Source organism: Knoellia terrae, assembly GCF_048606435.1.
In the GTDB taxonomy this organism is placed as follows: Bacteria; Actinomycetota; Actinomycetes; order Actinomycetales; family Dermatophilaceae; genus Knoellia; species Knoellia terrae.
The window spans coordinates 107,349-132,524 of record NZ_JBMBWH010000007.1; the positions used below are offsets into that span (position 1 = coordinate 107,349).

Sequence of the window (25,176 nt, forward strand, 5' to 3'; positions counted from 1 at the left end):
GACATCACCGGGATGACCTGCGCCTCGTGCGCGAACCGGATCGAGAAGAAGCTCAACAAGCTCGAGGGCGTCACCGCGAGCGTCAACTACTCCACCGAGAAGGCGCGGGTCGAGTTCCCCGAGACCATCTCACCCGACGACCTGCTCACGACCGTGGAACAGGCCGGGTATGCCGCGACCCTGCCTCCCGCGCCCGACGCGCCTCGCGCGGAGGGGGATGACAGGGCGCCGGCCGACCCGACGCGGGCACTGCGTGACCGCCTCCTCATCTCGACCGTGCTTACGGTGCCGGTCGTCGCGATGGCGATGGTGCCGGCGCTGCAGTTCACGTACTGGCAGTGGCTCTCGCTCGTGCTCGCTGCGCCGGTCGTCGTGTGGGGCGCCTGGCCGTTCCACCGGGCCGCGTGGGTCAACCTGCGGCACGGCGCGACGACGATGGACACGCTCATCTCGGTCGGGACGCTGGCCGCCTTCGGCTGGTCGCTCTACGCGCTGTTCCTCGGCACCGCCGGGACCCCGGGCATGACGCACCCCTTCGAGATCACCATCGAGCGCAGTGACGGTGGCTCCAACATCTATCTCGAGGCCGCGGCCGGGGTCACCACCTTCCTGCTCGCCGGGCGCTACGCCGAGGCCCGGGCGAAGCGGCGCTCCGGCGCCGCCCTGCGCGCACTGCTCGAGATGGGCGCCAAGGACGTCGCCGTCCTCCGCGGTGGCCGCGAGGAGCGCATCCCCGTCGAGCAGCTCGTCGTCGGCGACGAGTTCCTCGTCCGCCCGGGCGAGAAGGTCGCGACCGACGGCGTCGTCACCGACGGCGCCTCGGCCCTCGACACCTCGATGCTCACCGGTGAGTCCGTGCCCGTCGAGGTGGGTGTCGGCGACCCGGTCGTGGGCGCGACCGTCAACTCCGGTGGCCGGCTCCTCGTGCGGGCCACCCGCGTCGGCGGAGACACCCAGCTCGCCCAGATGGCCCGGCTCGTCGAGGACGCGCAGAACGGCAAGGCCGAGGTGCAGCGTCTCGCTGACCGCATCTCCGGCGTCTTCGTCCCCGTCGTCATCGCCCTCGCCGTCGGGACCTTCGGGTTCTGGCTGGGCACCGGTGGCGGCTGGACGCCCGCGTTCACCGCTGCCGTGGCGGTGCTCATCATCGCCTGCCCCTGCGCCCTCGGACTGGCCACGCCGACCGCCCTCATGGTCGGCACCGGGCGCGGCGCGCAGCTCGGCATCCTCATCAAGGGCCCCGAGGTGCTCGAGTCGACCCGCCGCGTGGACACGATCGTCCTCGACAAGACCGGGACCGTGACGACCGGGCAGATGACCCTGCGCGACGTCGTCCCGGCCGCCGGGGAGGACCGCGACGCGGTGCTGGCCGTCGCCGCCTCGATCGAGCACGGGTCCGAGCACCCGATCGCCCGGGCCATCGTCACCGGCGGCGAGGCCGCCCGCCTGGACCGCCTCCCCGTCGAGGGCTTCACGAGCACCGACGGGCTCGGCGTGCAGGGCGTGGTCGACGGACGGGCCGTCGTCGTCGGCCGCCCCCAGCTCTTGACCGACTGGTCGATCGCTGTCGGACCGGAGCTGGAGGCCGCACTCTCCGACGCCCGCAGCACGGGCGCGACGCCGGTCGTCATCGGCTGGGACGGGCAGGCACGCGGCATCCTCACGGTTGCCGACACCGTGAAACCCACGTCGGCAGAAGCGATCTCGCGCCTGCGCGAGCTGGGACTGACTCCCCACCTCCTCACCGGCGACAACGAGCAGGCCGCCCGAGCCGTGGCGGCCGAGGTCGGCATCGACCCCGGCAACGTCATCGCCGACGTGCTGCCGGCCGACAAGGTCGACGTCGTGCGACGGCTCCAGGAGCAGGGCCGGGTCGTGGCGATGGTCGGCGACGGCGTCAACGACGCGGCCGCCCTGGCCACCGCCGACCTCGGCATGGCCATGGGGACCGGCACCGACGTCGCCATCGAGGCGAGCGACCTCACCCTCGTGCGCGGCGACCTGCGTGTCGCGCCCGACGCCATCCGCCTCGCCCGGCGCACCCTGTCCACGATCAAGAGCAACCTGTTCTGGGCGTTCGGCTACAACGTCGCGGCGATCCCCCTGGCCGCGGCCGGCCTGCTCAACCCGATGCTCGCCGGTGCGGCGATGGCCCTGTCGTCGGTGTTCGTCGTGACCAACAGCCTGCGGCTGCGAGGGTTCCGCGCGACCGGCTGACCGCTCGCGCGGCGTCCCCGCGCCGGAGGATCGGGCTCCCGGGGCCTACCCGACCGCGCCGCTGCCGGGGCGCGCCTGCGGACCACCCGCGGGACCGAGGCGGTGGGCGACGTCCTCCCGGATGTCGGACAGGATCTCCTCGTCCACCCGCAGCACGGGTGAGCTCGTCGGCCAGAACTCTCCGGCCATCCGGAGGTGGATGGCGCCACCGTCGACCAGCTCACCGCGCACTCCGCAGCGGCCCCGTACCGGTGGGTGCTGCGGGCCGGCGAGGTAGACCATCCACTGCGGGGTGCGGCCCAGCACCAGCAGCGCGCACCAGTCGTCGTCCACGTCACGCACGAGCCGGTAGTCCCACTCGGACGTGACCGGCCCGGCATACGCGCGTCGGACCGTCAGGAGCGTCCCGACCGACCGCGCCAGTGCCCAGGCCAAGGCGGCGACCGCACCTGCCCCCAGCCCGTATTGCAGCGGCATCGGCAGCTCGAAGGCGAGGAACGCGGCCGCCCCGAGCACGACCGCGGGCCACCACCACGCACTGGAGAGGGCGATGCGGATGGGTGCCCAGGCCGACTGCTCGGGCGGCGCTCCGGAACCGTCCCGGTCCCACCCCTCCCTGACCTCGAGCGCCTCGACGAGGCTGAGGAGGTCCGCGTCAGCAGCGACCTCGACGGCCGGCGCCACCCTGACCTCGGGGGTGGCCAGCCGCCCCAGGCGGATCGCCGGACGGCGCAACCGGGTCAGGGTGACTCCCCCCAGGACGAGGAGGCTGAGCAGTGCCGGACCCGCGGTGACGGAGGTCAGGCCCTCGTAGGTCCCTTCCTTGTCCAACGCGCTGCCCTCGAACGGGAAGGCCAGGGCGCGAACCGGGACGGTGTCGCCGACGGCGGGGTACGGCTCGTAGCAGTCGACCTCGGCGTAGCCGCCCGAGACCGACCCGTCGATGCTGTCGGGCCACCGCACCCCGCAGTCGGTGTATCCCTCGTCGGCGTACTCGACCGCACGCACCATCGTCGCGTCAACGTCCCGACCCATGGCCCACAGGCCCTGGAAGGCAGCGCAAGCGACAAGTCCGAGGACGGTGATCGCGAGCGGACTGGTCGGGATGGCGGCCCGGATCCGGCGCCAGCGGCTCGCCCGTCGGGCGGACCCGTCGAGCTGGGCCTCGAGAGCGGGCCCCCACTCCTCGACCGCGCCGACGAGGTGGCGCTGACCCGAGGCGTCGACGAAGCCCCGCTGCTCGGCGAACTCCATCCACTCCTCGTTGACGACCGAGCGCCGCTGGCCGGCGTCGCGGAAGGTGGTCCGCGCCACTCGCAGGTGGGTGCGTGGTCCCATGACCACGACGTCGTCACCATCGACGTAGGCGTGGGCCCGGTGCTGCCCCTCACCGGAGCCGACGAGCACGGGCACGGTGACCGCTCCGCCACGCCTGGCGACGGCGATGCCGCGTCGCGCCGAGACGTCCCCCAGGGCGGCGAACGCCACTCCGGCCAGGGCGCACAGCAGGAGGAACGCGACGTAGAACAGCACCGACGACACCGAGATCACGGGAGGTCACCCTAGGAACCTGACGACCGCTCCGGTACCCCGTCGTCATCTCGGATGCGCACTCGTGACCTGACCCGGCCCCGCCGGCCACCCGTGCTGGCCGAGGTCCGCGCTTTCGTGGGGTCCCATCGGCAACGTGTCCGGTGACACTTCTCGGGACCGGCCGGGTGGTCGGTCATCGACGATCCTCGGGGAGAACCACCATGCGTACTCGACTTCTCGGCGCCGCAGCCGCAGCCGCCCTCACGGCGGGCATCAGCGTCTCCGCCGCCGCTCCCGCCCAGGCAGCCGGATGGGGAACCATCTCGTCGGCCTCGGTGGGCAAGTACCTTTCCAAGAGCTCGTGGACCTACCTCGGCAGGTCGTTCAGCACCGCCTCCAACGTCAGCTACCGCTACTGCGTCGTCGGTCGTGGCAGCGGCTCGGCCAACCTCCAGCCTCAGGCCTTCGGCACCATCGCCTCCTTCTCGCACTGGGGCTACGACGTGACGAGGTGCACCAAGGCCCACGCCGGGGCCGCGAACACGTTCCAGCCCGGGGCGGCGCTCAGCTCGGGCACCGTCTTCATCACCAAGGTCTACGTCCAGCGCTACTACACGGGGCCGGTTCCCGTCTGAGGATGACACGATCGAGGCGTGACCTCGATCCTCTGGCTGCGCCGCGACCTGCGCCGCAGCGACCACCCTGCCCTGCTCGCGGCCCGCGACGCCTCGGGTGACGACCTGGTCGTCGCCTACGTCATCGACCCGGCGCTGTGGGCCGGCGGTGGGGCGGCCCGCCGAGCCTGGCTCGCGGCCACCCTCCAGTGGGCCCGTGAAGAGTTCGACGACGCCCTGACCCTGCTCTGGGGCGACCCGCGCACCGTGGTGCCGGAGCTGGCCGAGCGGGTCAGGGCGTCGTCGGTCCACGTCACGCGGGAGACCACGCCCTACGGCCGTCGACGCGACGAGGCCGTCGCCTCCGCCCTCGCGGCTGCCGGTGTCGACTGGGTCGAGACCGGGACGCCGTATGCCGTCGGGCCCGGTCTCGTGACCAACGGGAGCGGGACGGCATACAAGGTCTTCACCCCGTTCGCGAAGGCGTGGCGGGCGCACGGCTGGCCCGACCCGGCGCCCCGGCCGTCGACGCTGCCGCTGCGGAAGGTCCGCAACGACGCGGAGGCGACCAATGCCGTCAGCGACGCGCTCGCGGCGCCGGACCTGCCCGAGCTGCCGGTCCCCGGTGAGCCGGGGGCGGCCGCCCGGTGGCGGGAGTTCCTCGAGGGCGCGCTTCCGGCCTACGCCCACGACCGGGACCGCCCGGCGGTGGACGGCACCTCACGGATGTCGCCCTACCTCAAGCTGGGGGTGGTGCACCCGCGCACGCTGCTGGCCGACCTCGCGAGCCGCCGCGGGGAGGGCAAGGAGACCTACGTCGACGAGCTCGGATGGCGCGAGTTCTATGCGGACGTGCTGTGGCACAACCCGACCAGCTCGTGGTCCGACCTGCGCGAGCCGCTGAGGGGGATGGCGTACGACGACGAGTCGGACGCGGTCGAGGCGTGGCGCACGGGAACGACCGGCTACCCGATCGTCGACGCCGGGATGCGGCAGCTGCTCGCCGAGGGCTGGATGCACAACCGGGTCCGGATGATCACGGCGAGCTTCCTCACCAAGGACCTGCACGTGTGGTGGCCGGTCGGGGCACGACACTTCCTCGACCACCTCGTCGACGGTGACCTCGCCTCCAACAACCACGGCTGGCAGTGGGTGGCGGGCACGGGCACGGACGCCTCGCCGTACTTCCGGGTCTTCAACCCGGTGACGCAGGGCGAGAAGTTCGACCCGACGGCGCGTACGTCCGGCGCTGGGTGCCCGAGCTGGCGCACCTGCGCGGCAAGGCCGCCCACCAGCCGTGGGAGCACGAGGACGGCTACGCCCACGGCTACCCGGCGCGGATCGTCGACCACGCCGAGGAGCGACGAGAGGCCCTGCGCCGGCTCGAGGCCCTCAAGCGCTGACCACCGCGGGCCGCCCCTCGCCCCTCCCGCTCCCGCCCCCCTCTCACCCGGGCTACTGCACCGTAGGCGGGGCGATCGCACGCCTGACGGTGCAGTAGGTGCCGGGATAGGGGGGTGGCTCGGGGTCAGGCGACGGCGCGCAGGAACGCCTCGAGGAGCGGGCCGGCGGTGGCGGCACCACCCTCGCCCTCCTCGACGAACACCGCGACGGCGAGGTCGCCCTGGATCGCGATCATCCAGGCGCGCTCCTTGAGGGCACTCGCGTCACCGAACTCGGCGGTGCCCGACTTCGCGAGGACCGGCTCGCCCGGAACGTCGGCGAGGAAGCGGCCGCTGCCCTGCTCGACCACGCCGCGCATGAGCTCGCGCAGGGTCGCGGCCTCGGCTGCGGTGACGGGGGCCTCGGGCGGCGGGGGAGGGGCGCTCGACCCGGTCGGACCCGGCCGGAGAGTCGGAGTCGCCGAGGGGCTCGAAGTGCTGACGTCACCGCTGTCCCTCGTCACGACCAGCTGCGGGGTGACCGGCTTCCCCGCCGCGATGGAGGCCACCACCGTCGCCATCCCCAGCGGCGAGGCCAGGACCTTGGACTGCCCGATCATCGACGCGGCCTCGTCCGTGCCGGGCTCCGGCTCCGGCACCGACCCCAGGAACGACGGCAGACCGAGCGACGGCTCGGCGGTGAGGCCCAGTCCGGCCGCAGCCGTCGGCAGTGCGTCCGGGTCGAGCGGCTCACCGGCCCGGATGAAGGCGGTGTTGCACGAGTTGGCGAACGCCGAGGTGAACGGCACCGACCCCAGCGCAGAGGCCGGGTAGCCGTCGACGTTCTTGAAGGAGCGGCCGTCGACGGTCACCGTGGGGGTGCACTCGACGCTGGTGCTCGGAGTCGTCCCGGCACGGAGCAGGGCGAGCGTCGACACGGTCTTGAACGTCGACCCGGGGGCGTAGCGGCCCTGCGTCGCGGTCGACGCACCCTTGCCGCCCGGACCGCTCGCGGCGGTGACGATCGCGCCGCTGGACGGGCGGATGGCGACGATGGCGGAGGCAGGGGCGACGTCGGCGAGGACGGTCTCGGCGGCCTGCTGGGTGTCGATGTCGAGGGTGACCGTCACGGGTCCCCACTTCTCCGGTGCGGTCTCGAAGAGCACGCGCGGGTCGGCGCCGGCCCCGACCGCCGAGACCGTGACGCCCGGTTGCCCGTCGAGCCGGTCGTTGAGGGTCTCCTGGAGGCCGCCGATCCCGACCTGGTCACCGGCGGCGACGGCGCCACCGGACTCCTCGATGATCTCCGCCGTCGCCTCCCCCACGATGCCGAGGATCGGTCGGGCGAACGACGCGGTCGGCGCGAGCGCCCGCCGGTCGGCGACGATGAGGATGCCCGGCGCCGAGGACTGCCGCGCCGCGGCCGCCTCCGGGCTGCCGGTGCGGACGGTGAGCGCCGGCACGAACGCCCGGGGACCCGCGTTGCGCACGGCGGCGACGTAGTTGGCGCTGTCGATCCCCAGGGCCTCGGCCAGGGCCGCGGCCGAGGTGAGCGCCTCCTGCGCCTCCACCTTGGTCTTGTCGATGCCGATGCGCTCGACGTCGCGCTGGGTGACGATCGGCGTGCCGTCCGCAGCGACGATGTCGGCACGCTCGGGCTGCACCCGGGCCAGCCGCAAGGTCTCGTCGGCCGCCAGGTCGGGGGCCAGCACGTCCGGTGACCAGATCCCCGCCCAGGTGCCGTCACGCTCGCGCAGGTCGAGCTGCGTCTCGTACGTCCACGGCACCGCAGACCCCGGCAGGGTCCACTCATGCGCCAACGTCGCCCCGGCACTGCCATCGGCCGGCTCGGTCACGGAGGCGACCCGCACGGTGTGCTGTGCACCCCCCATGTCCTCGACGAGGGCTGCGAGGTCAGGCGTCGCCCCCGAGTCGTCGACGATATTGCCGGCGGTCAGCTCTCCCTCGCTCATGCCGGAGGCCACCCGCTCGGCGGCGCGTCGCACCACTTCGCCGTCCCGCCCGCTCAGGTAGGTCAGCCCACCCCAGACGGCCAGACCGAGCACCGCCGCCACCACCACGGCGACGCCGACCTTGACTCCCCACCCGCGCGAACCCACCAGCACCCCTCAGCTCGACCGACCGACCACCTCACGGTGCCACACGCTCAGCTGTCGGCGACGCACCGAACCGCCCACGGCCGGACCTCGAGGCGCTCCTCCCCGATGGGCTCGCCGCACACCTCGCAGGTGCCGTAGGTGCCGTCCTCGGTCCGCGCCAGCGCCACCCGCACCTGGGCCAGCGTGGCGAGCAGCCCCTCCTGCACGGTGACGGAGGTCAGCCGGTCGACGGCGAGCGAGGTGCCCTCACCGATGCGCTTGCCGAACGAGATCGACCCGGTGTCGCCCAAGGGCCGGGTGACCACGGCGAGCTCGTCGAGCAGCGACTGCTCCTTGTCGCGCAGCACGTCGGCCGCGGTGGGGATGTCCATCGACCGAGTATGGACCGAGCGGCCGACAGTCAGCGGTCGAGGACCGCGATCGCCGGCTCGTGCAGGCTGCCGAGCCACACGCGGCCCTCGTGCTCCCGCACGCCCGTGACCATGTGGTAGCCGTCCGCGGGCACGTCGAGGTCGTGCACGAGGGCCCCGGTGTCGTCGAAGGCCTGGACCCGGACGGTCTGCTTCGGGGCCGGCTGGAGTCGCTCCGGGATCCGCGTCACGGCCCTGCGCAGCGGCAGCGGCAGGGTGAAGAGCCGCTCGACGACCGGGTCCACGGGCGAGGCGATGCTCACCCAGACCAGCCCGTCGCTGCCCCGCGAGATGTTGTCGGGGTAGCCCGGCAGGTCGCCGACGAGGAGGTCCGTCGTCCCGGCCCGAGCGCCGGTGAGATGGTGCCGGGTCACGCACCGTCCGCCCGTCTCCGCGACCGCGACGAACGCCTCGTCGGCGCTGAGGGCGACACCGTTGGCGAACGCGAGCCCGTCGAGCACGACCTCCGGCCTGCCTCCCGGCGCGAGGCGCATCAGCCGGCCGGTGCGCGTCACGCGGATGAAGTCGGCCTTCCACTCCTCGATGCCGTGCACGCGCGACGAGTCCGAGAACCAGACCGTGCCGTCCGCCGCGATCGCCGCGTTGTTGCAGAACCGCATCCGTATGCCGTCCACGTCCGTCTCGAGGACCTCGATGCTCCCGCTGTCGACGTCCACCCACAGCAGTCCGCGGTGGGCGTCGCAGACGAGCAGCCGCCCGTCCGCAGCCTGCTCGATCCCGAGGGGGCGACCGCCGGTGCGAGCCACGCGACGCAGCCGGGCGCCGTCGGGCGAGACCTGCCAGATTGCCCCGTCCTCGGTGCCGGTGAAGACGTCACCGGCATGGGGTCCGTGGGTCGCGACGAGCACGTCCTCGGCGCCGGGGCCGGGTACGGGGTGGACGGTGATCATGGCCTCTCCTCGAGCGGGTTTCGGGTGTCTCTGTCTCGGGTCGGCTCGACGTCACGTCGGCCTGGTCACGATCCTCGTCGTCCGCGTCGCCCAGCGGCAGCAGCCGCGCGAGGCGCTCGACGAGCAGGCCGACGACGACCGCCACGCCGACGCCCACGGCCGCCGCGAGGAGGGGGCTGTTCTCCACCCAGCCGCCCGCGAGCGCCCCCAGCGCCACCGACCACATCGCCCAGGTGACGCCCGACAGCACCGTGAACGCCATGAACCGGCGCCGGGGGAAGTGGGTCGCCCCGGCGGTGAGGTTCACCGCGACCCGGCCGATGGGGACGTAGCGGGCGACGACGATGATCACGCCGCCACGGTTCGCCAGTCGGGCGCGTGCCCAATCCATGGCCTTCCGGCGACGCCGCGTGCGCTCCATCAGGCGGTCGAGCCGACCGCGCCGCCCCAGGACGTAGGCGACGTTGTCCCCCACCCAGGCGCCGGCCGCGGCCGCGACGCCGAGCGCGAGCCAGTTCGGGGACCCGGTCGAGGCCCCCACCGCGGCGAGGCCGATGAGGGCGGACTCGCTGGGGACCGGTGGCACGAAGCCGTCGAGGGCGGCGAAGAGGAACATCGCCGGCACGACCCACGCTGCAGCCGAGTGCTGCAGGAGGAGCTCGTTGAGGGCCTCGATGGACATGCGGAGAGTCTCACCCACCCCGATGGGTGAGAAGGCAGAAGGGGTGACCTGCCGGGTCGGCGAGGACGTAGAGCGGTTCGGCCTCGTCGTCGCTGCGGTCGAGCCGCAGCTCGGCTCCCAGCCGGAGCGCCGTGTCCTTGTGGCGCTCGAGCGCCTCGACGTCGTCCACCAGGTAGTCGATGTGCAGCTGCTGCGGCACGCGGTGGTCCGGCCAGGTGCTCGCGACGTGCTCCGGCTCCTGCTGGAACGCGAGCTGCCGGGTGCCGTCCGGGCGGGTGAGGACGAGCCAGTCCGAGTCGTCCGGGCTGCCGTCGGTCGGCGCCTCGTCGCCTGCCCGGTAGACCAGCCCGAGGAGCTGCCGGTAGAACTCCGCGAGCTCCCGAGGTCGCTCGCAGTCCAGAACGGTGTGGATGTATGCCGGGTGCTCAGCCATCGGTCATGCTCGCCTTCCGGGGTCGGTCGGTGGGACGAGGGACGTCCCCGGTCTCCGGCATACCATCTGCGCCGCAGGCGTGGCGGGGCACGAGTCGGTCCGGCGCCGGTAGACATGGGGCATGAGCGTCCTGACACGCCCGCCGGAGCAGCGGGAGCACCTGGCGCAGGAGCTGCTCGACCGGCTGACGCCGGTGATGAGCGCCCTCGGCGTCATCTTCGTGCTCGTCATCCTCGGTGAGCAGCTCGCGGAGGCCGGGTCGGGGCTGTCCTCGGTGCTGGGCGTCCTCGGCTGGGCGCTGTGGGCCGTCTTCGCCGCCGAGTTCGTGGCCCGGGCCGTGGTCGCCCCCGACACGGTCCGCTTCCTTCGCACGAACTGGTGGCAGCTCCTCTTCATCGTGCTCCCCTTCCTCCGGGTCCTCCGGCTCGTGCGTGCGGCTCGCCTGCTGCGCACCGGTCGCGTCCTGTCGGGAGCGGTCCGCGGCTCGCGCTCGGCCGCCTCCGCCCTGCGCAGCCGGCTCGGCTGGCTCGCGGCGCTGTGGGTGATCACCGTGCTGTCGGTGAGCCAGCTGCTCTTCCTGCTCAGCGACTTCCCCACCTTCGCCGATGCGCTGCACGCCACCGCGATGGGAGCGATCACCGGCGAGCCCCTCGGTCCCACCGACGTCTACGCCCGGGTGACCGAGGTGGGGTTGGCCGGCGTGTCCGTCATCGTCTTCGGCACCCTCGCCGGCAGCGTCGGCGCCTACTTCCTCCGGGCGGACGAACGGGACCGAGGAGCCGATCCGGCAGAGGTGGGCGGACGGCATACCGGCCGGTAGCTCTCGACGAGCGGACCGCCGCGACCCGTGGTTGTATCGGGAGAATGTCCGACTCGGGAGCGACCTTCGCGGACACGCTGCGTCGGGCGATCGAGCAGCGTGGGCTCAGCCTCGACCGCATCCACGCCCGCCTCCACGACCGCGGCGTCGGAGTCTCCGTGGCGACCCTCAGCTACTGGAAGTCCGGCCGCAGCCAGCCGGGCCGCCGCTCGTCGCTGACGACGCTGCCCCACCTCGAGGACGTCCTCGGTCTCCAGCGCGGAGAGCTCGCCCGGGTCCTGCCCGCCGTGCGCGAACGCCCTCGCCGCAAGGCCGTCCGCGACCTGGGAACGCTCTGGTCCGATCCGTCGCCGGCCGCCGTGCTCGCGCGTCTCGACACGACCTGGGACACCGAGCTCGACCGGATCATGCTGCACGACCGGCTGCGCCTCGGCAGCGACCGGCGGCACCTGGGCCTCACCGTCCGGCAGGCGATGCGCGCCCGGTGCGACGGGCCCGACCGGAGGGTGCTCCTGCACCAGCAGGACGACCCGGCCGTCCCGCTGCCGGAGCTGCGCGTCCTGCGCGGCGCCCGGGTCGGAAGGGTCGAGCGGGAGGAGGCCGGTGGCGTCGTCGGCGCCGAGCTGCACTTCTGCCAGCCCCTGCGCCGAGGCGAGACGGTGGTGGTGGAGTACGAGCTGGCGTGGGCCGGCAACGGACCACTCGACGTCGAGTACACGAGGCGGCTGCGCACTCCCTTGCGCGAGCTGCTCATCGAGGTCGAGTTCCACCCCCAGGCGCGCCCCGACGCGGTCACCGCCTTCACCCACGAGCGCGAGTCGCTCGTCGGCCTCGACGTCGAGCACCGCGCCACGGTCGTGCACCCCGACAACACCCCCGGGACGGCGGGGCTGCGGTGGGACTGGCCGGAGGCTGCCGAGCACCTGAGTTAACTGTTAACCCCTCTCTCGCCGAGCGCCGAGCACCGGTCGCTGTCAGGGTCGTGGCCGTCCACCCCATCGGAAGGATCGAAGATGACCACCACTCGCACACGACTCGGGCTCGCCCTCGTCGTCACCCTCGCCGGGAGCAGCCTCACCGTGGCCGCCACGGCGAGCAGTGCCCCCGGCCCCGACACCCGCAGCGCCGCCCGCGCGACGGCCCCCTCGAACGCGCCCGCGCCCGTCACGGGCACCGCCACGGACGGCCGCTACATCGTCGTCCTCGACAAGGGGTCGAGCCGCGCCAGCGTCCGCAGCGCCGAGGCGCAGGCCCGCAACGACGGGGCGCAGGTGACGCACTCCTACGGCGCGGCGCTCGACGGCTTCGCTGCCCGGCTCACGCCCAAGGCCCTCGAGGGGCTGCGGCGCAACCCGAACGTCGCCTGGATCGAGGCCGACGCGCCGGTCCGCGCGAGCGACACGCAGTCGCCGGCGACGTGGGGCCTGGACCGCATCGACCAGCGCACGCTGCCGCTCGACAACAGCTACACCTACGCGCAGTCCGGTGCGGGAGTCACGGCATACGTCATCGACACCGGCATCCGCACGGCCCACGTGGAGTTCAGCGGGCGGGCCGTGGCCGGCTACAGCGCGATCGCCGACGGGCGGGGCAGCGACGACTGCAACGGTCACGGCACGCACGTCGCCGGCACGGTCGGCGGAGAGACCTACGGCGTCGCCCAGGACGTGCGCCTCGTCGCGGTCCGTGTCCTCGACTGCCAGGGCAGCGGCTCCAACGCCGGCGTCATCGCCGGTGTCGACTGGGTCACCCAGAACCACACGGCCGGGGCACCGGCCGTCGCCAACATGAGCCTCGGCGGCGGCGCCTCGTCCGCCCTCGACACCGCGGTGAGCAACTCGATCGCCGACGGCGTGACCTACTCGCTCGCCGCGGGCAACGACTCCGGCGCGAACGCCTGCAACGGCTCTCCGGGTCGCGTCGCCGCCGGCCTCACCGTCGGGTCCTCGACGAACACCGACGCCCGGTCGAGCTTCAGCAACATCGGCTCGTGCGTCGACCTCTTCGCGCCCGGCTCCACCATCACCTCGGCCTGGTACACCGGCAACACGACGACCAACACCATCAGCGGCACCTCGATGGCGGCCCCGCACGTCGCCGGCGCCGCGGCCCTGCACCTCCAGGCCAACCCCGGCGCCTCCCCGGCCAGCGTCTCGAGCGCCATCATCGGGAACGCGACCAACGGGCGCCTGACCAACATCGGCACCGGCTCCCCCAACCGGCTCCTCCACATCGGGGCCGGCTCCACCACGCCCACCCCTGAGCCGACGCCGACGACGTGCAGCACGATGCCCGAGCGGGAGAGCGGCTCGCTGGCCTCCGGCGGGACGGCCTACCACCCGGGTGCCAACGACGAGTACTACGCGTCCGCCGGCACCCACGTCGGCTGCATCACCGGGCCGACCGGCGCCGACTTCGACCTCTACCTCGAGCGCTGGAACGGCTCGAGCTGGGTCGTCGTCGCCAGCGGCGTCGGCACGACGTCGCAGGAGCGCGTCACGTACACCGGCACGGCGGGCTACTACTCCTGGCGCGTCAAGGCGTACTCGGGATCCGGCGCCTACACGTTCGGTCTCGACCGCCCCTGAGGGCGACAGCCCCGGGTGACGTCCCGGCCGGCCCCACGACTCCGTGTCGTGGGGCCGGTCCGTCTCCCACCGCGGTGTCCCCGGTGCTCGCTAGCGTCGGGGTCATGGACATGCTCACGAACGCGCAGATCGCCCAGTCCGACCTCGACGACTGGCGCAAGCTGGCGCAGGGGCTGCATGCGCGGTATGCCGTGGGGTCGCTCCGGGCGGGTGCGGGGTTCGCCACCACTCTCGTGGAGGTGGGTGAGGACGTCGGCGAGCACCTTCGGGTGCGCCTCGATGCTCGCTCGGTCGACCTCACCCTGCTGAGCGGCGACGCGGTGCATCGCGACGAACTCGGCGTCGAGCACGTCGTCGTGGGGGTCACCCAGCGGGACGTCGACCTCGCCCGCCGGATCTCGCAGGTCGCCGCCGACCACCGCCTCGTCGCCGACCCGGCGGGCATCATCGCCATCGAGCTCGGGCTCGACACCGCCCACGCGGCCACGCTCTCGCCCGTGTGGGCGGCCCTGCTCACCGGCGGCACGGAGGCGAGCGGTCACGGCAACATCAGCGACGAGGTGTGCGACCCGCTCGGCCGGGTGCCCGTCCTGTGGTTCCAGGAGACCGACGAGCACGAGACGCCGCGGCAGCGGTTCCACCTCGACGTGTGGGTGGCGCCGGAGGTGGCCGACGCCCGCATCGCAGCTGCGGTCGCGGCCGGTGGGGTGGTGGTCGACGACTCGGAGGCGCCGTCCTTCACCGTGCTCGCCGACCCGGACGGCAACCGGGCGTGCGTCTGCACGTCGCTGCGCGGAGCCGGCGGCGGCACGGAGGAGCCGCCCACCGCCGCACCGGCCGGCTGACCTCAGTCGTCGAAGACGTTCCAGCAGAGGGCGCTGCGACGCCGGTGGTCGTCGAGGACGAGCTCGCGGACGCGGTCCGGCAGCCGTGACCGCTGCCACTCGCGCTCCTGCGCCTGCGCGCTGGCCGCGTCCTCCCGGCTGACGCTCGCTCCCACCGCCCGGATGGCGTATGCCGCTGCGCCCAGGTCGTGCGCCGCGACGTGCGCCACCGCGACGGCCTGGCCCGCCGCGAGTGCCGCGAACTTCACCGGGTCCGGCCTTCCTCGACCGGCGGCGTTGGCGCGGAAGGCCGACTGGTGCGCGACCTTCATCGGCACCTCACCACGGATCCACTGACGACCGACCTCGATCGACTCGCGCGGGCGGGGGTCGTCGGGCACCGCGTCCTCGAAGATCGGGAGCACGTGCTCGGCGCACTGGAGGGCCCACTCGGCCAGCAGCCGGTGGTCGTCGTCGGAGAGGCTGCCGCCGCGACGGATCGTGACGAGCCGGGGATCTGGTCCTTCGGGAGGATCGGCACGGACCTTTCCTACCAGCGGCGCCCGGCACGTCGCAGAATCGGGGGATGGCAGCCACCTCGCGGATCACGGCGTTCGACCACGTCAACATCACCGTCGACGACCTCGACGCCGTCACGACGTTCTTCGTGGGTCTGGGACTCGAGGTCGAGGGCCGCACCGTCGTCGAGGGCGAGTTCCTCGACACGGTGATCGGCATCCCCGACGCCCGCACCGAGATCGTCATGCTGCGGCCCCCGGGCGGAGGAACCGGCATCGAGCTCTCCCGCTTCGACCGGCCCTCGAGCCAGCCCGGGTCCCCCGACGCGATAGCCACCGTGCTGGGGATCCGCACGGTGTGCTTCGAGGTGACCGGCCTGCGAGCACAGGTCGCCCGCCTGGCCGAGGACGGGTTCGGGCTCGTCGGCGGGATCGGCGAGTACGACGGTGTCTGGCTCATGGCGTACGTCCGTGGGCCCGAAGGGATCGTCGTTTCCCTGGCCGAACGCACCGGGTGACCTCTGGGTCCAGGGGCGCCGGTCAGGCGGTCTGCTCGCGCAGGTAGCGGCCGAAGTGGGGGACGGTGAAGGCGATGCGGCCGCGCTCGCCGGAGTAGATGAGGCCCTTCTTGAGGAGAGCGTCGCGGGCCGGCGAGAGCGACTGGGTCTTGCGCCCGAGGTGGGCCGCGACCTCCGAGGTCGGCACCGACTCGATGTCGTCCAGCTCCTCCTCGCCACCCTCGCTGATCGCGAGCGCGACGTCGGCCATGGCTCGCAGGTACTCCCGCTCCCCCGGGGTCGCCCGCTCGAAGCGGGACCCGAAGAAGCCGACGGCCAGCTCCGACTCCGCCTCGGGCGCGGCCATCCGCACGTCGTCGACCGTCACGGGCGAGGACGGCGCCCGGTCCCACGCGGCCTTGCCGTAGGCCTGGATGAAGTACGGGTAGCCGCCGGTCGCGGCATACATCGCGTCGAGTGCCTCCGGCTCGTAGGCCGCGTTCTCCTCACGGGCCGGAACCACGAGCGCGGCATCTGCGGCAGCGCGCGGCAACCGGTCGATCCGGGAGTAGCGAAAGAGCCTCTCCGAATAAGACTTCGACGCCGACAGCACGGCGGGCAGGTGCGGGAGCCCGGCCCCCACGACGATGACCGGGAGCCCCGACTGCGAGATCTCGTGGCAGGCCGCGCAGAGGGCCGAGACGTCGTCGGGGCCGAGGTCCTGCATCTCGTCGATGAACACCGCGATGCCGCGCCCGGTGTCGGACGCGAGCCCGCCCACGTCGGTGAGGAGCTCGACGAGGTCGATCTCGATGTCGCCGGAGTCCGCGCGACCCGACGCGGCGGGCGCGTCGATGCCGGGGTTCCACTTCTCGCGCAGCTTCGCGCCGGCCGGGGCGTCACGCTGGGCGAACGCCTTGATGACGCCGAGCACGTGCTGCACCTCGTCGTCGCTCGGGTGCCCGAGCTCGCGCACGGCCTGGTGCAGCGCGGACGAGAGCGGGCGGCGCAGGGACTGGTCCGGGCGCGCCTCGAGCTTGCCGGTGCCCCATTTCGCGCGGACCGCGGCCGACCGCAGCGCGTTGAGGAGCACCGTCTTGCCGACTCCCCGCAGGCCGGTGAGGACGATGGAGCGCTCCGGACGCCCGCGCGAGACGCGCTCGAGCACGACCTCGAAGGCGTCGAGCTGCTCGTCGCGACCGGCGAGCTCGGGTGGGCGCTGGCCGGCGCCGGGGGCGTAGGGGTTACGGATGGGATCCACGATCGCACCGTATCCGCTCGTCTAGCGCGGACGGCATACATCCGAATAAGCAGGTATGCCGTGTCGCGGCGGAACCACGGGCTCCACCACCGCGTCCAAGGGGAAACCAGGAGGCACCATGCGACCCAGCCCACCGACCGCGGCGTTCGCTCTGCTCAGCGTCCTCTCCGTCGCGGCGTGCGGGACGGACCGCCCTCCGGCGACGGGGGGCGTTGGCGCGAGTGCCGCCACCTCGGCGTCCGGACCCGAGGTCACCGCCCAGGGGACGCTGATGCAGGACAGTTCCACGAGCCCGGTCGAGCTGTGCGTCGGGCCGGTGGTCGCATCACACCCACCACAGTGCAGTGGCCCCACCCTCGTCGGCGACGTGGACTGGGACGCGGTGGGGCCGGAGCGAGCTCTCGGAAGGACGTTCAGCAGCTCCTCGGTGTGGGTGGTCGGTCGGTTCGACCCGGACGCCGGGCGCTGGGGCACAGTCACGCTCACCCGTCCGGTGAGCCGGACGGCACCGCCGGGAGTCAGCGTCCCGAGCCCCACCGCCCGCACCTTCCCGCAGCTGTGCGACGACCCCTACGGGGGAGGCGGGCGAGCCGGCGGGGGCTCGGCCGACCAGCAGAATGCGCTCCACGAGCTCCTCCCCACGATCGACGGCTACGTCACCTCATGGGTCTCCGACGGCTCGTCCCTCCTCAACGTGCTCGTCACCGGGGACGCCGACCCGGTCCTCTCCGAGCTCCGCCGGCACTGGACCGGAGGGTTGTGCGTGGAGCGGCGAGACCTGCCCACGGAGAAGGAGGTGTTTGCCGCGCGGGATGCACTTCGGGCGCGGTTCGACATCCTCTCGATGGGCGGCGGGGGCAGCACCGGAGGGCTCGACGTCCACGTGATGGCGCTCGACACGCAGACCCTCGAGGAGATCCTGGGCACAGTGCGCCCGTGGCTGGCCCCCGAGCACGTCCGCGTGACGAGCGAGTTCCAGCCGGTGCCGCTCTGAGAGTCCCGGCTCAGGGGACCTGGGCCTCGCTGCCGTCGGCGGTCTCCATCGCCTTGCCTGCGCCGTGCCACGCCCGCATCCCACCGTCGAGGTTGGCGACCTCGTAGCCCTGCTGCTCGAGCCACGGCATCACGCGCGTCACGCGGCCACCGCTGCGGCAGGTGATGACGAGCGGCTCGTCGCGGTCGAGGAACGGTGCGAGCTCGTCGACGCGGGCCGGCAGCTCGCTCATCGGGATGTGCACGGCCCCCGGGGCGTGCCCGCGGTCCCACTCGTCCTGCTCGCGGATGTCGAGGATCACCGCGTCGTCAGCGAGGTCGGAGACCGGAACCTGGGGGAAGTCGCTCATGTCGTCGACGGTACGCGACGGCACGAGTCGGGGGCTGCGTGGCCGGTCGGGAGCGCGTGATGCCCCGACCCGTCACACAGGCCCCGACACGTGTCCTCAGGCCTCCGCCCGACGGCTACTTGAGGAACTTGCTCGTGCGACGGTCCGCGAGCGGCTTGCCGCCGGTCTGGCACGTCGCGCAGTACTGCAGCGCCGAGTCGGCGAACGACACCTCGCGCACCGTGTCGCCGCACTCGGGGCAGATCTCGCCGGTGCGTCCGTGCACGCGCATGCCGGACCGCTTCGCGTCCTTGAGCTCGGCCGCCGGCTTGCCCGACGCGGCGAGGACCGCAGCGGCGAGCGTCTCGCGCATCGCGGCATACAGCCGCTGCGTCTCGTCCTCGTCGAGCTTCGCGGCGATCGCGAACGGCGAGAGCTTGGCGACGTGCAGGATCTCGTCGGAGTAGGCGTTGCCCACGCCGGCGAGGATCGACTGGTCGCGCAGCACGCCCTTGACCTGCTGCTTGCGCCCGCCGAGGATCTCGCGGAACGCCTCGAGCGAGAAGTCGTCCGCCAACGGGTCGGGTCCCAGCCGCGCGATGCCCGGGACCTCCGAGGGCGAGGAGACGATGTATGCCGCGAGCGACTTCTTCGTGCCCGCCTCGGTGAGGTCGAAGCCGGACCCGTCGGACAGGCGAACACGCAGGGCGATGGGCGACTTGCCCGGTCGCAGGCGCGTGGTCGACAGCGCGTCCGACCAGCGGAGCCAGCCCGCGCGGGCGAGGTGGAAGACGAGATGCGTCCCGCCGCAGTCGAGGTCGAGGAACTTGCCGTGGCGCGAGACCCCGTCGACGGGGGCACCGACCAGCGCCTCGGGCGGCGGGTTGAACGTCTTGAGCACCGAGATCGACCCGAGCTCGACGCCGGTCACGGCCAGGTCGGACGTCCGGGCCGCGAGGAAGTCGACGAGGGCCTGCACCTCGGGCAGCTCGGGCACCGGCTCACACTCCCCACATGTCGGAGGCCTCGAGAGCGCGCGCGCCGGCCTCGTGGTCGGTGAGGTCGTCCTCGACCACCGGAGCGACGAGCCTCCCCAGGGCGTAGCCGTCGGGAGCGCGCAGCACCGGAGCCGCGATGTCCTCGGTGTGCGCCGGCGCGAGGTCGTCGTTGGAGACCGGGATGCCGTTCTGGAGGACCTGCTCGCCGGGGCTCAGCTGGCGGATCGCGATGGCGCGCACCGCCTCCGGTCGGCGAGACGCGAAGTCGGTGTAGATCTTGGGGTCGTGCTGGCCGTCGTCGCCGACGAGCAGCCACTGGACGTGCGGCAGCTCGCGCGCCAGCCGGGCGAGGGCCGACCGCTTGTGGTCCTGGCCCGACCGGAACCAGCCGGTGTGCGTCGGACCCCAGTCGGTGAGCAGCATCGGACCGGGCGGGTAGCCGTTGCGGCGCAGGAACCGGGTCAGCGAGGGCGCGGTGTTCCAGGCGCCGGTCGAGAGGTAGATGACCGGCATACCGGGGTGGGAGTCCAGGAGCTCGCGGTAGAACGTCGCCATGCCCGGCACGGGGTGACGGGTGTTCTCGGCCTTGATGAAGGTGTTCCACGCGGCGATGAGCGGCCGGGGCAGTGAGGTCGACAGCACGGTGTCGTCGATGTCGCTCACCATCCCGAACGTCTGCCGGGTCCCGATGACGAGGACCGACGCCTCGCGCGGACGAGCCAGCGGTGAGGTGATCTCGACCCGGTGCCAGCCGGGGCCGAGCCCGTGACCGTGGATGGTCAGGTCGACCAGACCGGAGCGGTCGGTGCGGCCGTCGATCCGGCGGTCGCCGATGCGGACGGTCACGGGGACGTCGATGGCCGGGGTCGTGATGAAGGCCCGCCAGCCGCGGGTCTCCTCGTCGGCCGACCTCAGCGACTGCACGCTCGCGGCCGCGTCACCGGACGCCTGCCGCATGGGGTCGCGCGACATGAGCACCCGGGCGAGGACCCGGATGAAGCCGGTGCTGCCGTAGCCGGTGTGCGGGACGATCTTCGTCCCCCAGCCGCGTTCGCGCAGCACGCCACCCTTGCGACGGTTCCACGCGTCCTCCATCAGCGCGGCGAGGTGCGGGCGGGCCATGAGCCGACTCTAGTCCGCGTGGCCGGCTCAGCCGGTCGAGGACTTCTCGGAGGTGACGGTGCTGACGCCGGCGACGACGTTCTCCGCCAGGGAGCGGAGCTTGACGTTGTGGTTCTGCGAGGTCTGGCGGAGCCAGTCGAACGCGGAGCGCTCGTCGATGCCGCGCACCGCCATGAGCACGCCCTTGGCCTGCTCGATGACGGCCCGGCTGGCCATGGCCTGCTCGAGCTGGCCGGCGAGCCGCTGGGCACCGTCGAGCCTGACCACGGCGACGACCGCGTCGGCGGCCCGGCCGGCGGCGAGGCGGGCGACCGAGGCCTCGAACGCGTCGAACGCCCGGGGCTCGTTCCCGTAAAGGTTGAGCGCACCCACGCACTGCTCCCCGCTGATCAGCGGCAGCGCGAGGCAGGACTGCACGCCGTCGCGCCGCACGGCCGCCGAGAACCTGGGCCAGCGGTCGTCCGGCTCCGCGAACGAGGCGACGAACTCCCGTCGCAGTCGCGCCGCGTCGAGGCAGGGACCCTCGTCCAGCTGGTACTGGACCGAGTCGATCTCCAGGGTGGTCACCGTCGTGTAGGCGGCCGTGCTCGGGCGGTTGTCGAGCAGGAGCGTGATGCCGACCTCGTCGCAGCCGGTGACGTGACGGCGCACCGCGTGGACGACCCGGTCGAGGTACTCCTGCACCTCGTCGACGGAGTCGAGGACCCCGCCGATCTCCTCGAGCAGCGCCCCGTGGGGATCCGCGAACACCTCGGTGGCCGGCTCCGGTGGCATGGCCGGATCCACGGTGAGGTCGGTGTCGGTCATGCGTGCTCCTCTGCGGGCGATCGTGCGACATCAGTATGACTCCCCGCGCAAGCCCACCTGCCACGATGTGCACCGTGACCGGGGAGTGGGTGATCGACGCGTTCGGGGCACGGTGGAGCCTCGGCACCGGTTCGCTCACCGCAGCGGAGGGCGAGCGGCTGCGCCAGCTCTGGTCCCGCTGTCGCGTCGCCGACGCGTCCACCGGTGACGACGGCGTCCTCCCCTTCCCCGTGTCGACCGGGAACCCGTATGCCGTCTCGCGCGCGGTGACGCTCGCCTCCTTGCGCCGCCGGCGGGGGTCGGCGGTGCTGCTGCACGCCGTCGGTCTGAGCGAAGGCGACCGGGCGGTGGCGCTGGTCGGCGCCTCGGGTGCCGGCAAGTCCACCGCGGCCGCGACCCTCGGGCGGCACTTCGGCTACGTCAGCGACGAGACCGTCGCGGTCGAGCCGGACGGGCGGGTGTCGCCCTACCCGAAGCCGGTCTCCGTGGTCACCGACCCGAGGGCGCCGTGGGACAAGCACGAGCTCAGCCCCGACGAGCTGGGCCTGCGGGAGGTGACCGGGACGGCATACCTGCGTGGTGTCGCCGTCCTCGAGCGCGACCCGGCACACGAGGTGCCGGAGCTCGTGGAGGTGCCGCTCGTCGACGGACTGCTCGCGGTCATCGCCCAGTCGTCGGCGCTGCCGCTCGTCGAGCGACCCCTGCACCGCCTGGCCGCGCTGGTGAGCGAGTCGGGTGGTCCGTTCGTCCTGCGCTACCGCGAGATCGGGGACTGCGTCGAGATCGTGCGCGACCTCCTCGCCGGCTCGACCGACCGCGAGCGGACGCCCTGGACGAGCACGCCGGGCGCGCCCTTGCCCGTCCGTTCCCGGCTTGCTCCCGGAAGCGGTCCGCGAGCACCGCGGGACGTGGGTGGCATCGGCCCGGGGATGCAGGTGGAGCGCGCGCCGTGGGTCGACGCCGTCCACGGCGAGGGCGGCACGCTCGTGCTCGTCGGGGAGTCCCAGGTCCGCCTCGGCCCGGTCGGCGAGGTGGTCTGGGACCGCGCCGACCGGCCCCTCACCGTCGCGGAAGCGCAGGCCGCCGTCGTGAAGGCTCTCGGGACGCATCCCGACGCCGAGCGCCTCGTCACCGAGGGCGTCGCCGCCATGCTCGCCTCGGGGGTGCTGCGCCTCAGTCGGTGACGGACCGCGCCGGCAGGAGGCAGAGGATGTTGCCGGAAGGGTCGGTGAAGACGTTCCACGGCAGGTCGCCCCAGTCGTGGTCGACGACGGCTCCGCCGAGCTCCAGCAGCCGTGCCGCGGTGAGGTCCGGGTCGTCCCCCGCCTCGAGCCGGAGGTCGAGGTGCAGGCGGTTCTTCTCTCCCGAAGCCGCCGGCCGGCGCTCCGGGCACAGCTCGAGCAGGGGCCCACGGCCGCTCGGGTGGCGCAGCGCGCCGGGCATCACGCTGTCGACCGGCACCCAGCCGGACAGCTCTGACCAGAACCGGGCGTCGCGCTCGACGTCGGCGCACTCGAGGGGAAGCGACGAGAGCGGCCCGGACACGGCGTACTCGGCCCGGTCCTCCATGACGCAGAAGGGGTTGTCCTCGGGGTCGGCGAGGACGACCCACGGCACCTCACGCTGGCCGATGTCGAGGTGGCGGGCGCCGAGCTCCAGCGCGCGCCGGACCACGGCGTCCTGCGCGTCCGGCTCCCCGCCGTAGACCTCGAGGTGCAGCCGGGGGTTCGGCGTCGGAGGGGTCGAGACCCGCTGGAAGCAGAGGTCGAGCGCCGGGCCGTCGGGCACCGACAGCCGCGTCTCGAAGGCGTCCGGCTCGTCGGTCAGCGTCGAGCACCCCAGCAGCTCCTCCCAGAACCGCCCGAGCCGCTGGGGGTGCTCTGCGTCCACGACGACGTTCTCGAGGTACATGCGTCCCTGCCTACCACCGCCGACGTGTCGACAAGGCGACATTCGGCGTTCACCGGCACGACGGGAGGCGGCACCCGCGGGTCCATAGCGTCGGCACCGGTCTGCTTCCACCGCTCCCTGACGAAGGACCCGACATGACTTCTCCCACTCGACTCCTCCCACTCTTTCTCCGCTCGCACGAGGGCGGTCGCAGCTCGATGACCTGCCAGTACCGCTGCGGCGACGCCTGCGACCAGCCGGTGCCGAATACCTCCGACAACGAGTACTTCGGCGACCTCGTCGCCGCCGGCTTCTCGCGCCGCGCCGCCCTCCGCGCGGGGGGTGCTGGTGCCGCTCTGGTCGGCCTGACGGCGTGGAGTATGCCGTCCGCCGCCGCCGCACCGGCCGCCTCACCTGCCGCTGCGGGTGCCGCTGCCTCCGCCGGCAAGGGCAGCGCGCTCGGTTTCACCGGCATCGCGCCGACCCCCGCCTCGACCGACGCGGTCGTCGTGCCCGAGGGCTTCGCGTGGGCGCCGATCATCTCGTGGGGCGACCCGCTGTTCGACGGCACGCCAGCATTCGACTTCGACAACCAGACGCCGCAGGCGCAGCGCGAGCAGGCCGGCTACAACGCCGACTACACGCAGTTCATGCAGGGCGGCCCCGGCAACAACGGCGCCCACCAGGGGCTGCTCGCGTTCAACAACGAGTACACCAACGACGAGCTGATGTTCCGCGGCGTGCAGTCGTCGGCGGACCTCACCGACGAGCAGCTCGAGATCGTCCTCGCCGCCCACGGCATCACCATCACCGAGGTCGCCCGCCGCGACGCGAGGTCGCCGTGGCGCTGGGTCCAGGGCGGGAAGCGCAACCGCCGCATCCACACCGACACCCCGTTCGCGGTCTCGGGTCCGGCCGCTGGGTCGGTGCACCTGCGGACCTCCGAGGACCCGACGGGGACGCGGATCCTCGGCACGCTCAACAACTGCGCCGGCGGCGAGACCCCGTGGGGCACCTACCTGTCGGGTGAGGAGAACTTCAACCAGTACTTCCGCGCCACGGGGGCGCCTGACCCGCAGGGCCGACTCCGCCGCTACGGCATCACCTCCGGCGGACGCGGCTGGGAGCGGGTCCGCGACCGCTTCTCCGTCGTCGACGAGCCGAACGAGGTCAACCGCTTCGGGTGGATCGTCGAGGTCGACCCGGAGGACCCCACCTCGACGCCGGTCAAGCACACCGCCCTCGGCCGGTTCAAGCACGAGGGAGCCACTGTCGCGCTGACCGCGGACGGGCGCGTCGCGGCATACATGGGTGACGACGAGCGGTTCGACTACATCTACAAGTTCCTCTCCGCGAAGACCTACCGGGAGGGCGACCGGAAGCACAACCTCACGCTGCTCTCCGAGGGCGACCTCTACGTCGCGAAGCTCGACGGCGACGGTGCCGCCGACGGTGAGTACGACGGTGGCGGCGAGTGGCTGCCCCTCGTCGTCGACGGCGTCTCGAAGGTCCCCGGCTTCACCGTCGAGGAGGTCCTCATCTGGACGCGCCTGGCCGCGGACCAGGTCGGCCCGACGAAGATGGACCGCCCCGAGGACGTGCAGCCGAACCCGGTCAACGGGCGCATCTACGCGGCGATGACCAACAACACCGCGCGCACGCCCGCCCAGATCGACGAGGCCAACCCGCGGGCCGCCAACAAGCACGGCCACGTCACGGAGATCACCGAGGCGGGCGGCGACCACGGCGCCCTGACCTTCACCTGGAAGATCGTCCTCGTCGCCGGCAACCCCAGCGACCCGCAGACCTACTTCAACGGCTACGACAGGTCCGAGGTCAGCCCGATCAGCTGCCCCGACAACGTCGCGTTCGACGAGGCCGGCAACCTGTGGATCTCCACGGACGGCATGCCGGGGACGCTCAACCACTGCGACGCGCTCTACGTCATGCCGCTCGAGGGCGCCGACAAGGGCCGGCTCCAGCAGTTCCTCTCGGTGCCGGTCGGCGCGGAGACCTGTGGGCCCACGATCCTGGGTCCCGACTCGGTCATCGTCGCCGTGCAGCACCCGGGCGAGGTCAACGGGGCGAGCCCCGAGAACGTCGTCTCCCGGTTCCCCTACCGCGGTGACGGCCAGCCCCGCCCGTCGGTGATCCACGCCTACCGGCGCCACGGCCGCTGACCCACCCCGCACCCTGTCAACCCGTCCCCCGGAACGCCTGACGCCTG

Annotated in this window: 23 protein-coding genes and 1 pseudogene; 11 read left to right on the forward strand and 13 right to left on the reverse strand. The window is 72.9% G+C overall.

What is annotated here, in order from left to right:
• Positions 1-12 precede the first annotated feature (12 nt).
• Positions 13-2,217, forward strand: coding sequence for a heavy metal translocating P-type ATPase (locus ACOJV9_RS11300; protein ID WP_420185417.1), 2,205 nt, complete (start codon positions 13-15; stop codon positions 2,215-2,217).
• A 45-nt stretch (positions 2,218-2,262) separates the two neighbouring features.
• On the opposite strand, the gene ACOJV9_RS11305 is transcribed toward ACOJV9_RS11300, so the two are convergent.
• A complete protein-coding gene (locus ACOJV9_RS11305) occupies positions 2,263-3,768 on the reverse strand; it encodes a hypothetical protein (protein WP_420185315.1) in 1,506 nt (501 codons plus the stop codon).
• A gap of 203 nt (positions 3,769-3,971) precedes the next feature.
• Here ACOJV9_RS11305 and ACOJV9_RS11310 point away from each other — a divergent pair, with 203 nt between their 5' ends.
• Both ACOJV9_RS11310 and ACOJV9_RS11315 read left to right on the forward strand, forming a co-directional pair.
• Positions 3,972-4,385 (forward strand): hypothetical protein, encoded by a 414-nt coding sequence (locus ACOJV9_RS11310; RefSeq protein ID WP_420185316.1) that lies wholly within the window; start codon positions 3,972-3,974, stop codon positions 4,383-4,385.
• An 18-nt stretch (positions 4,386-4,403) separates the two neighbouring features.
• Positions 4,404-5,540 (forward strand): annotated as a pseudogene (locus tag ACOJV9_RS11315) (cryptochrome/photolyase family protein); the annotation flags it as partial.
• 352 nt (positions 5,541-5,892) lie between these two features.
• On the opposite strand, the gene ACOJV9_RS11320 reads toward ACOJV9_RS11315, so the two are convergent.
• Genes ACOJV9_RS11320 through ACOJV9_RS11340 form a run of 5 tightly spaced genes read right to left on the reverse strand, consistent with a single transcriptional unit; the run spans position 5,893 to position 10,302 of the window.
• A complete protein-coding gene (locus tag ACOJV9_RS11320) occupies positions 5,893-7,866 on the reverse strand; it encodes a penicillin-binding transpeptidase domain-containing protein (RefSeq protein WP_420185317.1) in 1,974 nt (657 codons plus the stop codon).
• 47 nt (positions 7,867-7,913) lie between these two features.
• Complete coding sequence (locus ACOJV9_RS11325; protein WP_420185318.1) at positions 7,914-8,237, reverse strand: TraR/DksA family transcriptional regulator; 324 nt, start codon at positions 8,235-8,237, stop codon at positions 7,914-7,916.
• 29 nt (positions 8,238-8,266) lie between these two features.
• Entirely contained in the window at positions 8,267-9,187 is a 921-nt protein-coding gene (locus ACOJV9_RS11330) for an SMP-30/gluconolactonase/LRE family protein (protein WP_420185319.1), read from the reverse strand.
• Entirely contained in the window at positions 9,111-9,869 is a 759-nt protein-coding gene (locus ACOJV9_RS11335) for a DedA family protein (RefSeq protein ID WP_420185320.1), read from the reverse strand. Before ACOJV9_RS11335 ends, ACOJV9_RS11330 begins: the two co-directional genes overlap by 77 nt.
• A 10-nt stretch (positions 9,870-9,879) precedes the next feature.
• Entirely contained in the window at positions 9,880-10,302 is a 423-nt protein-coding gene (locus ACOJV9_RS11340; RefSeq protein ID WP_420185321.1) for a VOC family protein, read from the reverse strand.
• Positions 10,303-10,423: 121 nt separating this feature from the next.
• On the opposite strand from ACOJV9_RS11340, the gene ACOJV9_RS11345 reads away from it, so the two are divergent.
• The 4 genes from ACOJV9_RS11345 (at position 10,424) to ACOJV9_RS11360 (ending at position 14,555) form a co-directional block, all read left to right on the forward strand.
• Positions 10,424-11,122, forward strand: coding sequence for a hypothetical protein (locus ACOJV9_RS11345; protein WP_420185322.1), 699 nt, complete (start codon positions 10,424-10,426; stop codon positions 11,120-11,122).
• Positions 11,123-11,166: 44 nt separating this feature from the next.
• Positions 11,167-12,054, forward strand: a complete 888-nt coding sequence (locus ACOJV9_RS11350; protein ID WP_420185323.1) for a helix-turn-helix domain-containing protein — start codon at positions 11,167-11,169, stop codon at positions 12,052-12,054.
• A gap of 81 nt (positions 12,055-12,135) precedes the next feature.
• Positions 12,136-13,710, forward strand: a complete 1,575-nt coding sequence (locus tag ACOJV9_RS11355) for a S8 family peptidase (RefSeq protein WP_420185324.1) — start codon at positions 12,136-12,138, stop codon at positions 13,708-13,710.
• A gap of 104 nt (positions 13,711-13,814) precedes the next feature.
• Positions 13,815-14,555 carry a VOC family protein gene (locus ACOJV9_RS11360; RefSeq protein ID WP_420185325.1) on the forward strand — a complete coding sequence of 247 codons (741 nt, stop codon included), beginning with the start codon at positions 13,815-13,817 and terminating at the stop codon, positions 14,553-14,555.
• Positions 14,556-14,557: 2 nt separating this feature from the next.
• Here ACOJV9_RS11360 and ACOJV9_RS11365 read toward each other — a convergent pair whose 3' ends face one another.
• The gene (locus ACOJV9_RS11365; protein ID WP_420185326.1) at positions 14,558-14,959 is read right to left on the reverse strand and encodes a putative immunity protein; all 402 of its coding nucleotides are present in this window, start codon (positions 14,957-14,959) and stop codon (positions 14,558-14,560) included.
• A 161-nt stretch (positions 14,960-15,120) separates the two neighbouring features.
• Here ACOJV9_RS11365 and ACOJV9_RS11370 point away from each other — a divergent pair, with 161 nt between their 5' ends.
• Positions 15,121-15,570, forward strand: a complete 450-nt coding sequence (locus tag ACOJV9_RS11370) for a VOC family protein (protein WP_420185327.1) — start codon at positions 15,121-15,123, stop codon at positions 15,568-15,570.
• 22 nt (positions 15,571-15,592) lie between these two features.
• Here ACOJV9_RS11370 and ACOJV9_RS11375 read toward each other — a convergent pair whose 3' ends face one another.
• Complete coding sequence (locus ACOJV9_RS11375) at positions 15,593-16,810, reverse strand: ATP-binding protein (protein WP_420185328.1); 1,218 nt, start codon at positions 16,808-16,810, stop codon at positions 15,593-15,595.
• Positions 16,811-16,928: 118 nt separating this feature from the next.
• On the opposite strand from ACOJV9_RS11375, the gene ACOJV9_RS11380 reads away from it, so the two are divergent.
• Positions 16,929-17,804, forward strand: coding sequence for a hypothetical protein (locus ACOJV9_RS11380; protein WP_420185329.1), 876 nt, complete (start codon positions 16,929-16,931; stop codon positions 17,802-17,804).
• Between the two features lie 10 nt (positions 17,805-17,814).
• Here ACOJV9_RS11380 and ACOJV9_RS11385 read toward each other — a convergent pair whose 3' ends face one another.
• The 4 genes from ACOJV9_RS11385 to ACOJV9_RS11400 all read right to left on the reverse strand — a co-directional run bounded on the left by ACOJV9_RS11385 (position 17,815) and on the right by ACOJV9_RS11400 (position 21,059).
• Positions 17,815-18,153 carry a rhodanese-like domain-containing protein gene (locus ACOJV9_RS11385; RefSeq protein ID WP_420185330.1) on the reverse strand — a complete coding sequence of 113 codons (339 nt, stop codon included), beginning with the start codon at positions 18,151-18,153 and terminating at the stop codon, positions 17,815-17,817.
• 115 nt (positions 18,154-18,268) lie between these two features.
• Positions 18,269-19,129: an Fpg/Nei family DNA glycosylase gene (locus ACOJV9_RS11390; RefSeq protein WP_420185331.1), complete on the reverse strand. Its 861-nt coding sequence runs from the start codon at positions 19,127-19,129 to the stop codon at positions 18,269-18,271.
• Positions 19,130-19,133: 4 nt separating this feature from the next.
• The gene (locus ACOJV9_RS11395; RefSeq protein ID WP_420185332.1) at positions 19,134-20,252 is read right to left on the reverse strand and encodes an App1 family protein; all 1,119 of its coding nucleotides are present in this window, start codon (positions 20,250-20,252) and stop codon (positions 19,134-19,136) included.
• Positions 20,253-20,279: 27 nt separating this feature from the next.
• Positions 20,280-21,059 carry a GAF and ANTAR domain-containing protein gene (locus ACOJV9_RS11400; protein ID WP_420185333.1) on the reverse strand — a complete coding sequence of 260 codons (780 nt, stop codon included), beginning with the start codon at positions 21,057-21,059 and terminating at the stop codon, positions 20,280-20,282.
• A gap of 74 nt (positions 21,060-21,133) precedes the next feature.
• Here ACOJV9_RS11400 and ACOJV9_RS11405 point away from each other — a divergent pair, with 74 nt between their 5' ends.
• Positions 21,134-22,243 carry a hypothetical protein gene (locus tag ACOJV9_RS11405; RefSeq protein WP_420185334.1) on the forward strand — a complete coding sequence of 370 codons (1,110 nt, stop codon included), beginning with the start codon at positions 21,134-21,136 and terminating at the stop codon, positions 22,241-22,243.
• On the opposite strand, the gene ACOJV9_RS11410 is transcribed toward ACOJV9_RS11405, so the two are convergent.
• Positions 22,233-22,970, reverse strand: a complete 738-nt coding sequence (locus ACOJV9_RS11410; protein ID WP_420185335.1) for a VOC family protein — start codon at positions 22,968-22,970, stop codon at positions 22,233-22,235. The two genes, ACOJV9_RS11405 and ACOJV9_RS11410, sit on opposite strands and share 11 nt — an antisense overlap.
• 134 nt (positions 22,971-23,104) lie before the next feature.
• Here ACOJV9_RS11410 and ACOJV9_RS11415 point away from each other — a divergent pair, with 134 nt between their 5' ends.
• Positions 23,105-25,129 (forward strand): PhoX family protein, encoded by a 2,025-nt coding sequence (locus tag ACOJV9_RS11415; protein WP_420185336.1) that lies wholly within the window; start codon positions 23,105-23,107, stop codon positions 25,127-25,129.
• The last annotated feature ends 47 nt before the right edge of the window (positions 25,130-25,176 follow it).

Excerpts from the sequence above, each read along its gene's own strand:
- ACOJV9_RS11380 (WP_420185329.1), top strand. The coding sequence starts at position 16,929 with ATGCGACCCAGCCCACCGACCGCGGCGTTCGCTCTGCTCAGCGTCCTC.
- ACOJV9_RS11395 (WP_420185332.1), bottom strand. The coding sequence starts at position 20,252 with ATGGCCCGCCCGCACCTCGCCGCGCTGATGGAGGACGCGTGGAACCGT.
- ACOJV9_RS11330 (WP_420185319.1), bottom strand. The coding sequence starts at position 9,187 with ATGATCACCGTCCACCCCGTACCCGGCCCCGGCGCCGAGGACGTGCTC.
- ACOJV9_RS11325 (WP_420185318.1), bottom strand. The coding sequence starts at position 8,237 with ATGGACATCCCCACCGCGGCCGACGTGCTGCGCGACAAGGAGCAGTCG.
- ACOJV9_RS11350 (WP_420185323.1), top strand. The coding sequence starts at position 11,167 with ATGTCCGACTCGGGAGCGACCTTCGCGGACACGCTGCGTCGGGCGATC.
- ACOJV9_RS11370 (WP_420185327.1), top strand. The coding sequence starts at position 15,121 with ATGGCAGCCACCTCGCGGATCACGGCGTTCGACCACGTCAACATCACC.
- ACOJV9_RS11400 (WP_420185333.1), bottom strand. The coding sequence starts at position 21,059 with ATGACCGACACCGACCTCACCGTGGATCCGGCCATGCCACCGGAGCCG.
- ACOJV9_RS11415 (WP_420185336.1), top strand. The coding sequence starts at position 23,105 with ATGACTTCTCCCACTCGACTCCTCCCACTCTTTCTCCGCTCGCACGAG.
- ACOJV9_RS11410 (WP_420185335.1), bottom strand. The coding sequence starts at position 22,970 with ATGTACCTCGAGAACGTCGTCGTGGACGCAGAGCACCCCCAGCGGCTC.
- ACOJV9_RS11385 (WP_420185330.1), bottom strand. The coding sequence starts at position 18,153 with ATGAGCGACTTCCCCCAGGTTCCGGTCTCCGACCTCGCTGACGACGCG.
- ACOJV9_RS11355 (WP_420185324.1), top strand. The coding sequence starts at position 12,136 with ATGACCACCACTCGCACACGACTCGGGCTCGCCCTCGTCGTCACCCTC.
- ACOJV9_RS11360 (WP_420185325.1), top strand. The coding sequence starts at position 13,815 with ATGGACATGCTCACGAACGCGCAGATCGCCCAGTCCGACCTCGACGAC.
- ACOJV9_RS11345 (WP_420185322.1), top strand. The coding sequence starts at position 10,424 with ATGAGCGTCCTGACACGCCCGCCGGAGCAGCGGGAGCACCTGGCGCAG.
- ACOJV9_RS11300 (WP_420185417.1), top strand. The coding sequence starts at position 13 with ATGACCTGCGCCTCGTGCGCGAACCGGATCGAGAAGAAGCTCAACAAG.
- ACOJV9_RS11335 (WP_420185320.1), bottom strand. The coding sequence starts at position 9,869 with ATGTCCATCGAGGCCCTCAACGAGCTCCTCCTGCAGCACTCGGCTGCA.
- ACOJV9_RS11310 (WP_420185316.1), top strand. The coding sequence starts at position 3,972 with ATGCGTACTCGACTTCTCGGCGCCGCAGCCGCAGCCGCCCTCACGGCG.
- ACOJV9_RS11340 (WP_420185321.1), bottom strand. The coding sequence starts at position 10,302 with ATGGCTGAGCACCCGGCATACATCCACACCGTTCTGGACTGCGAGCGA.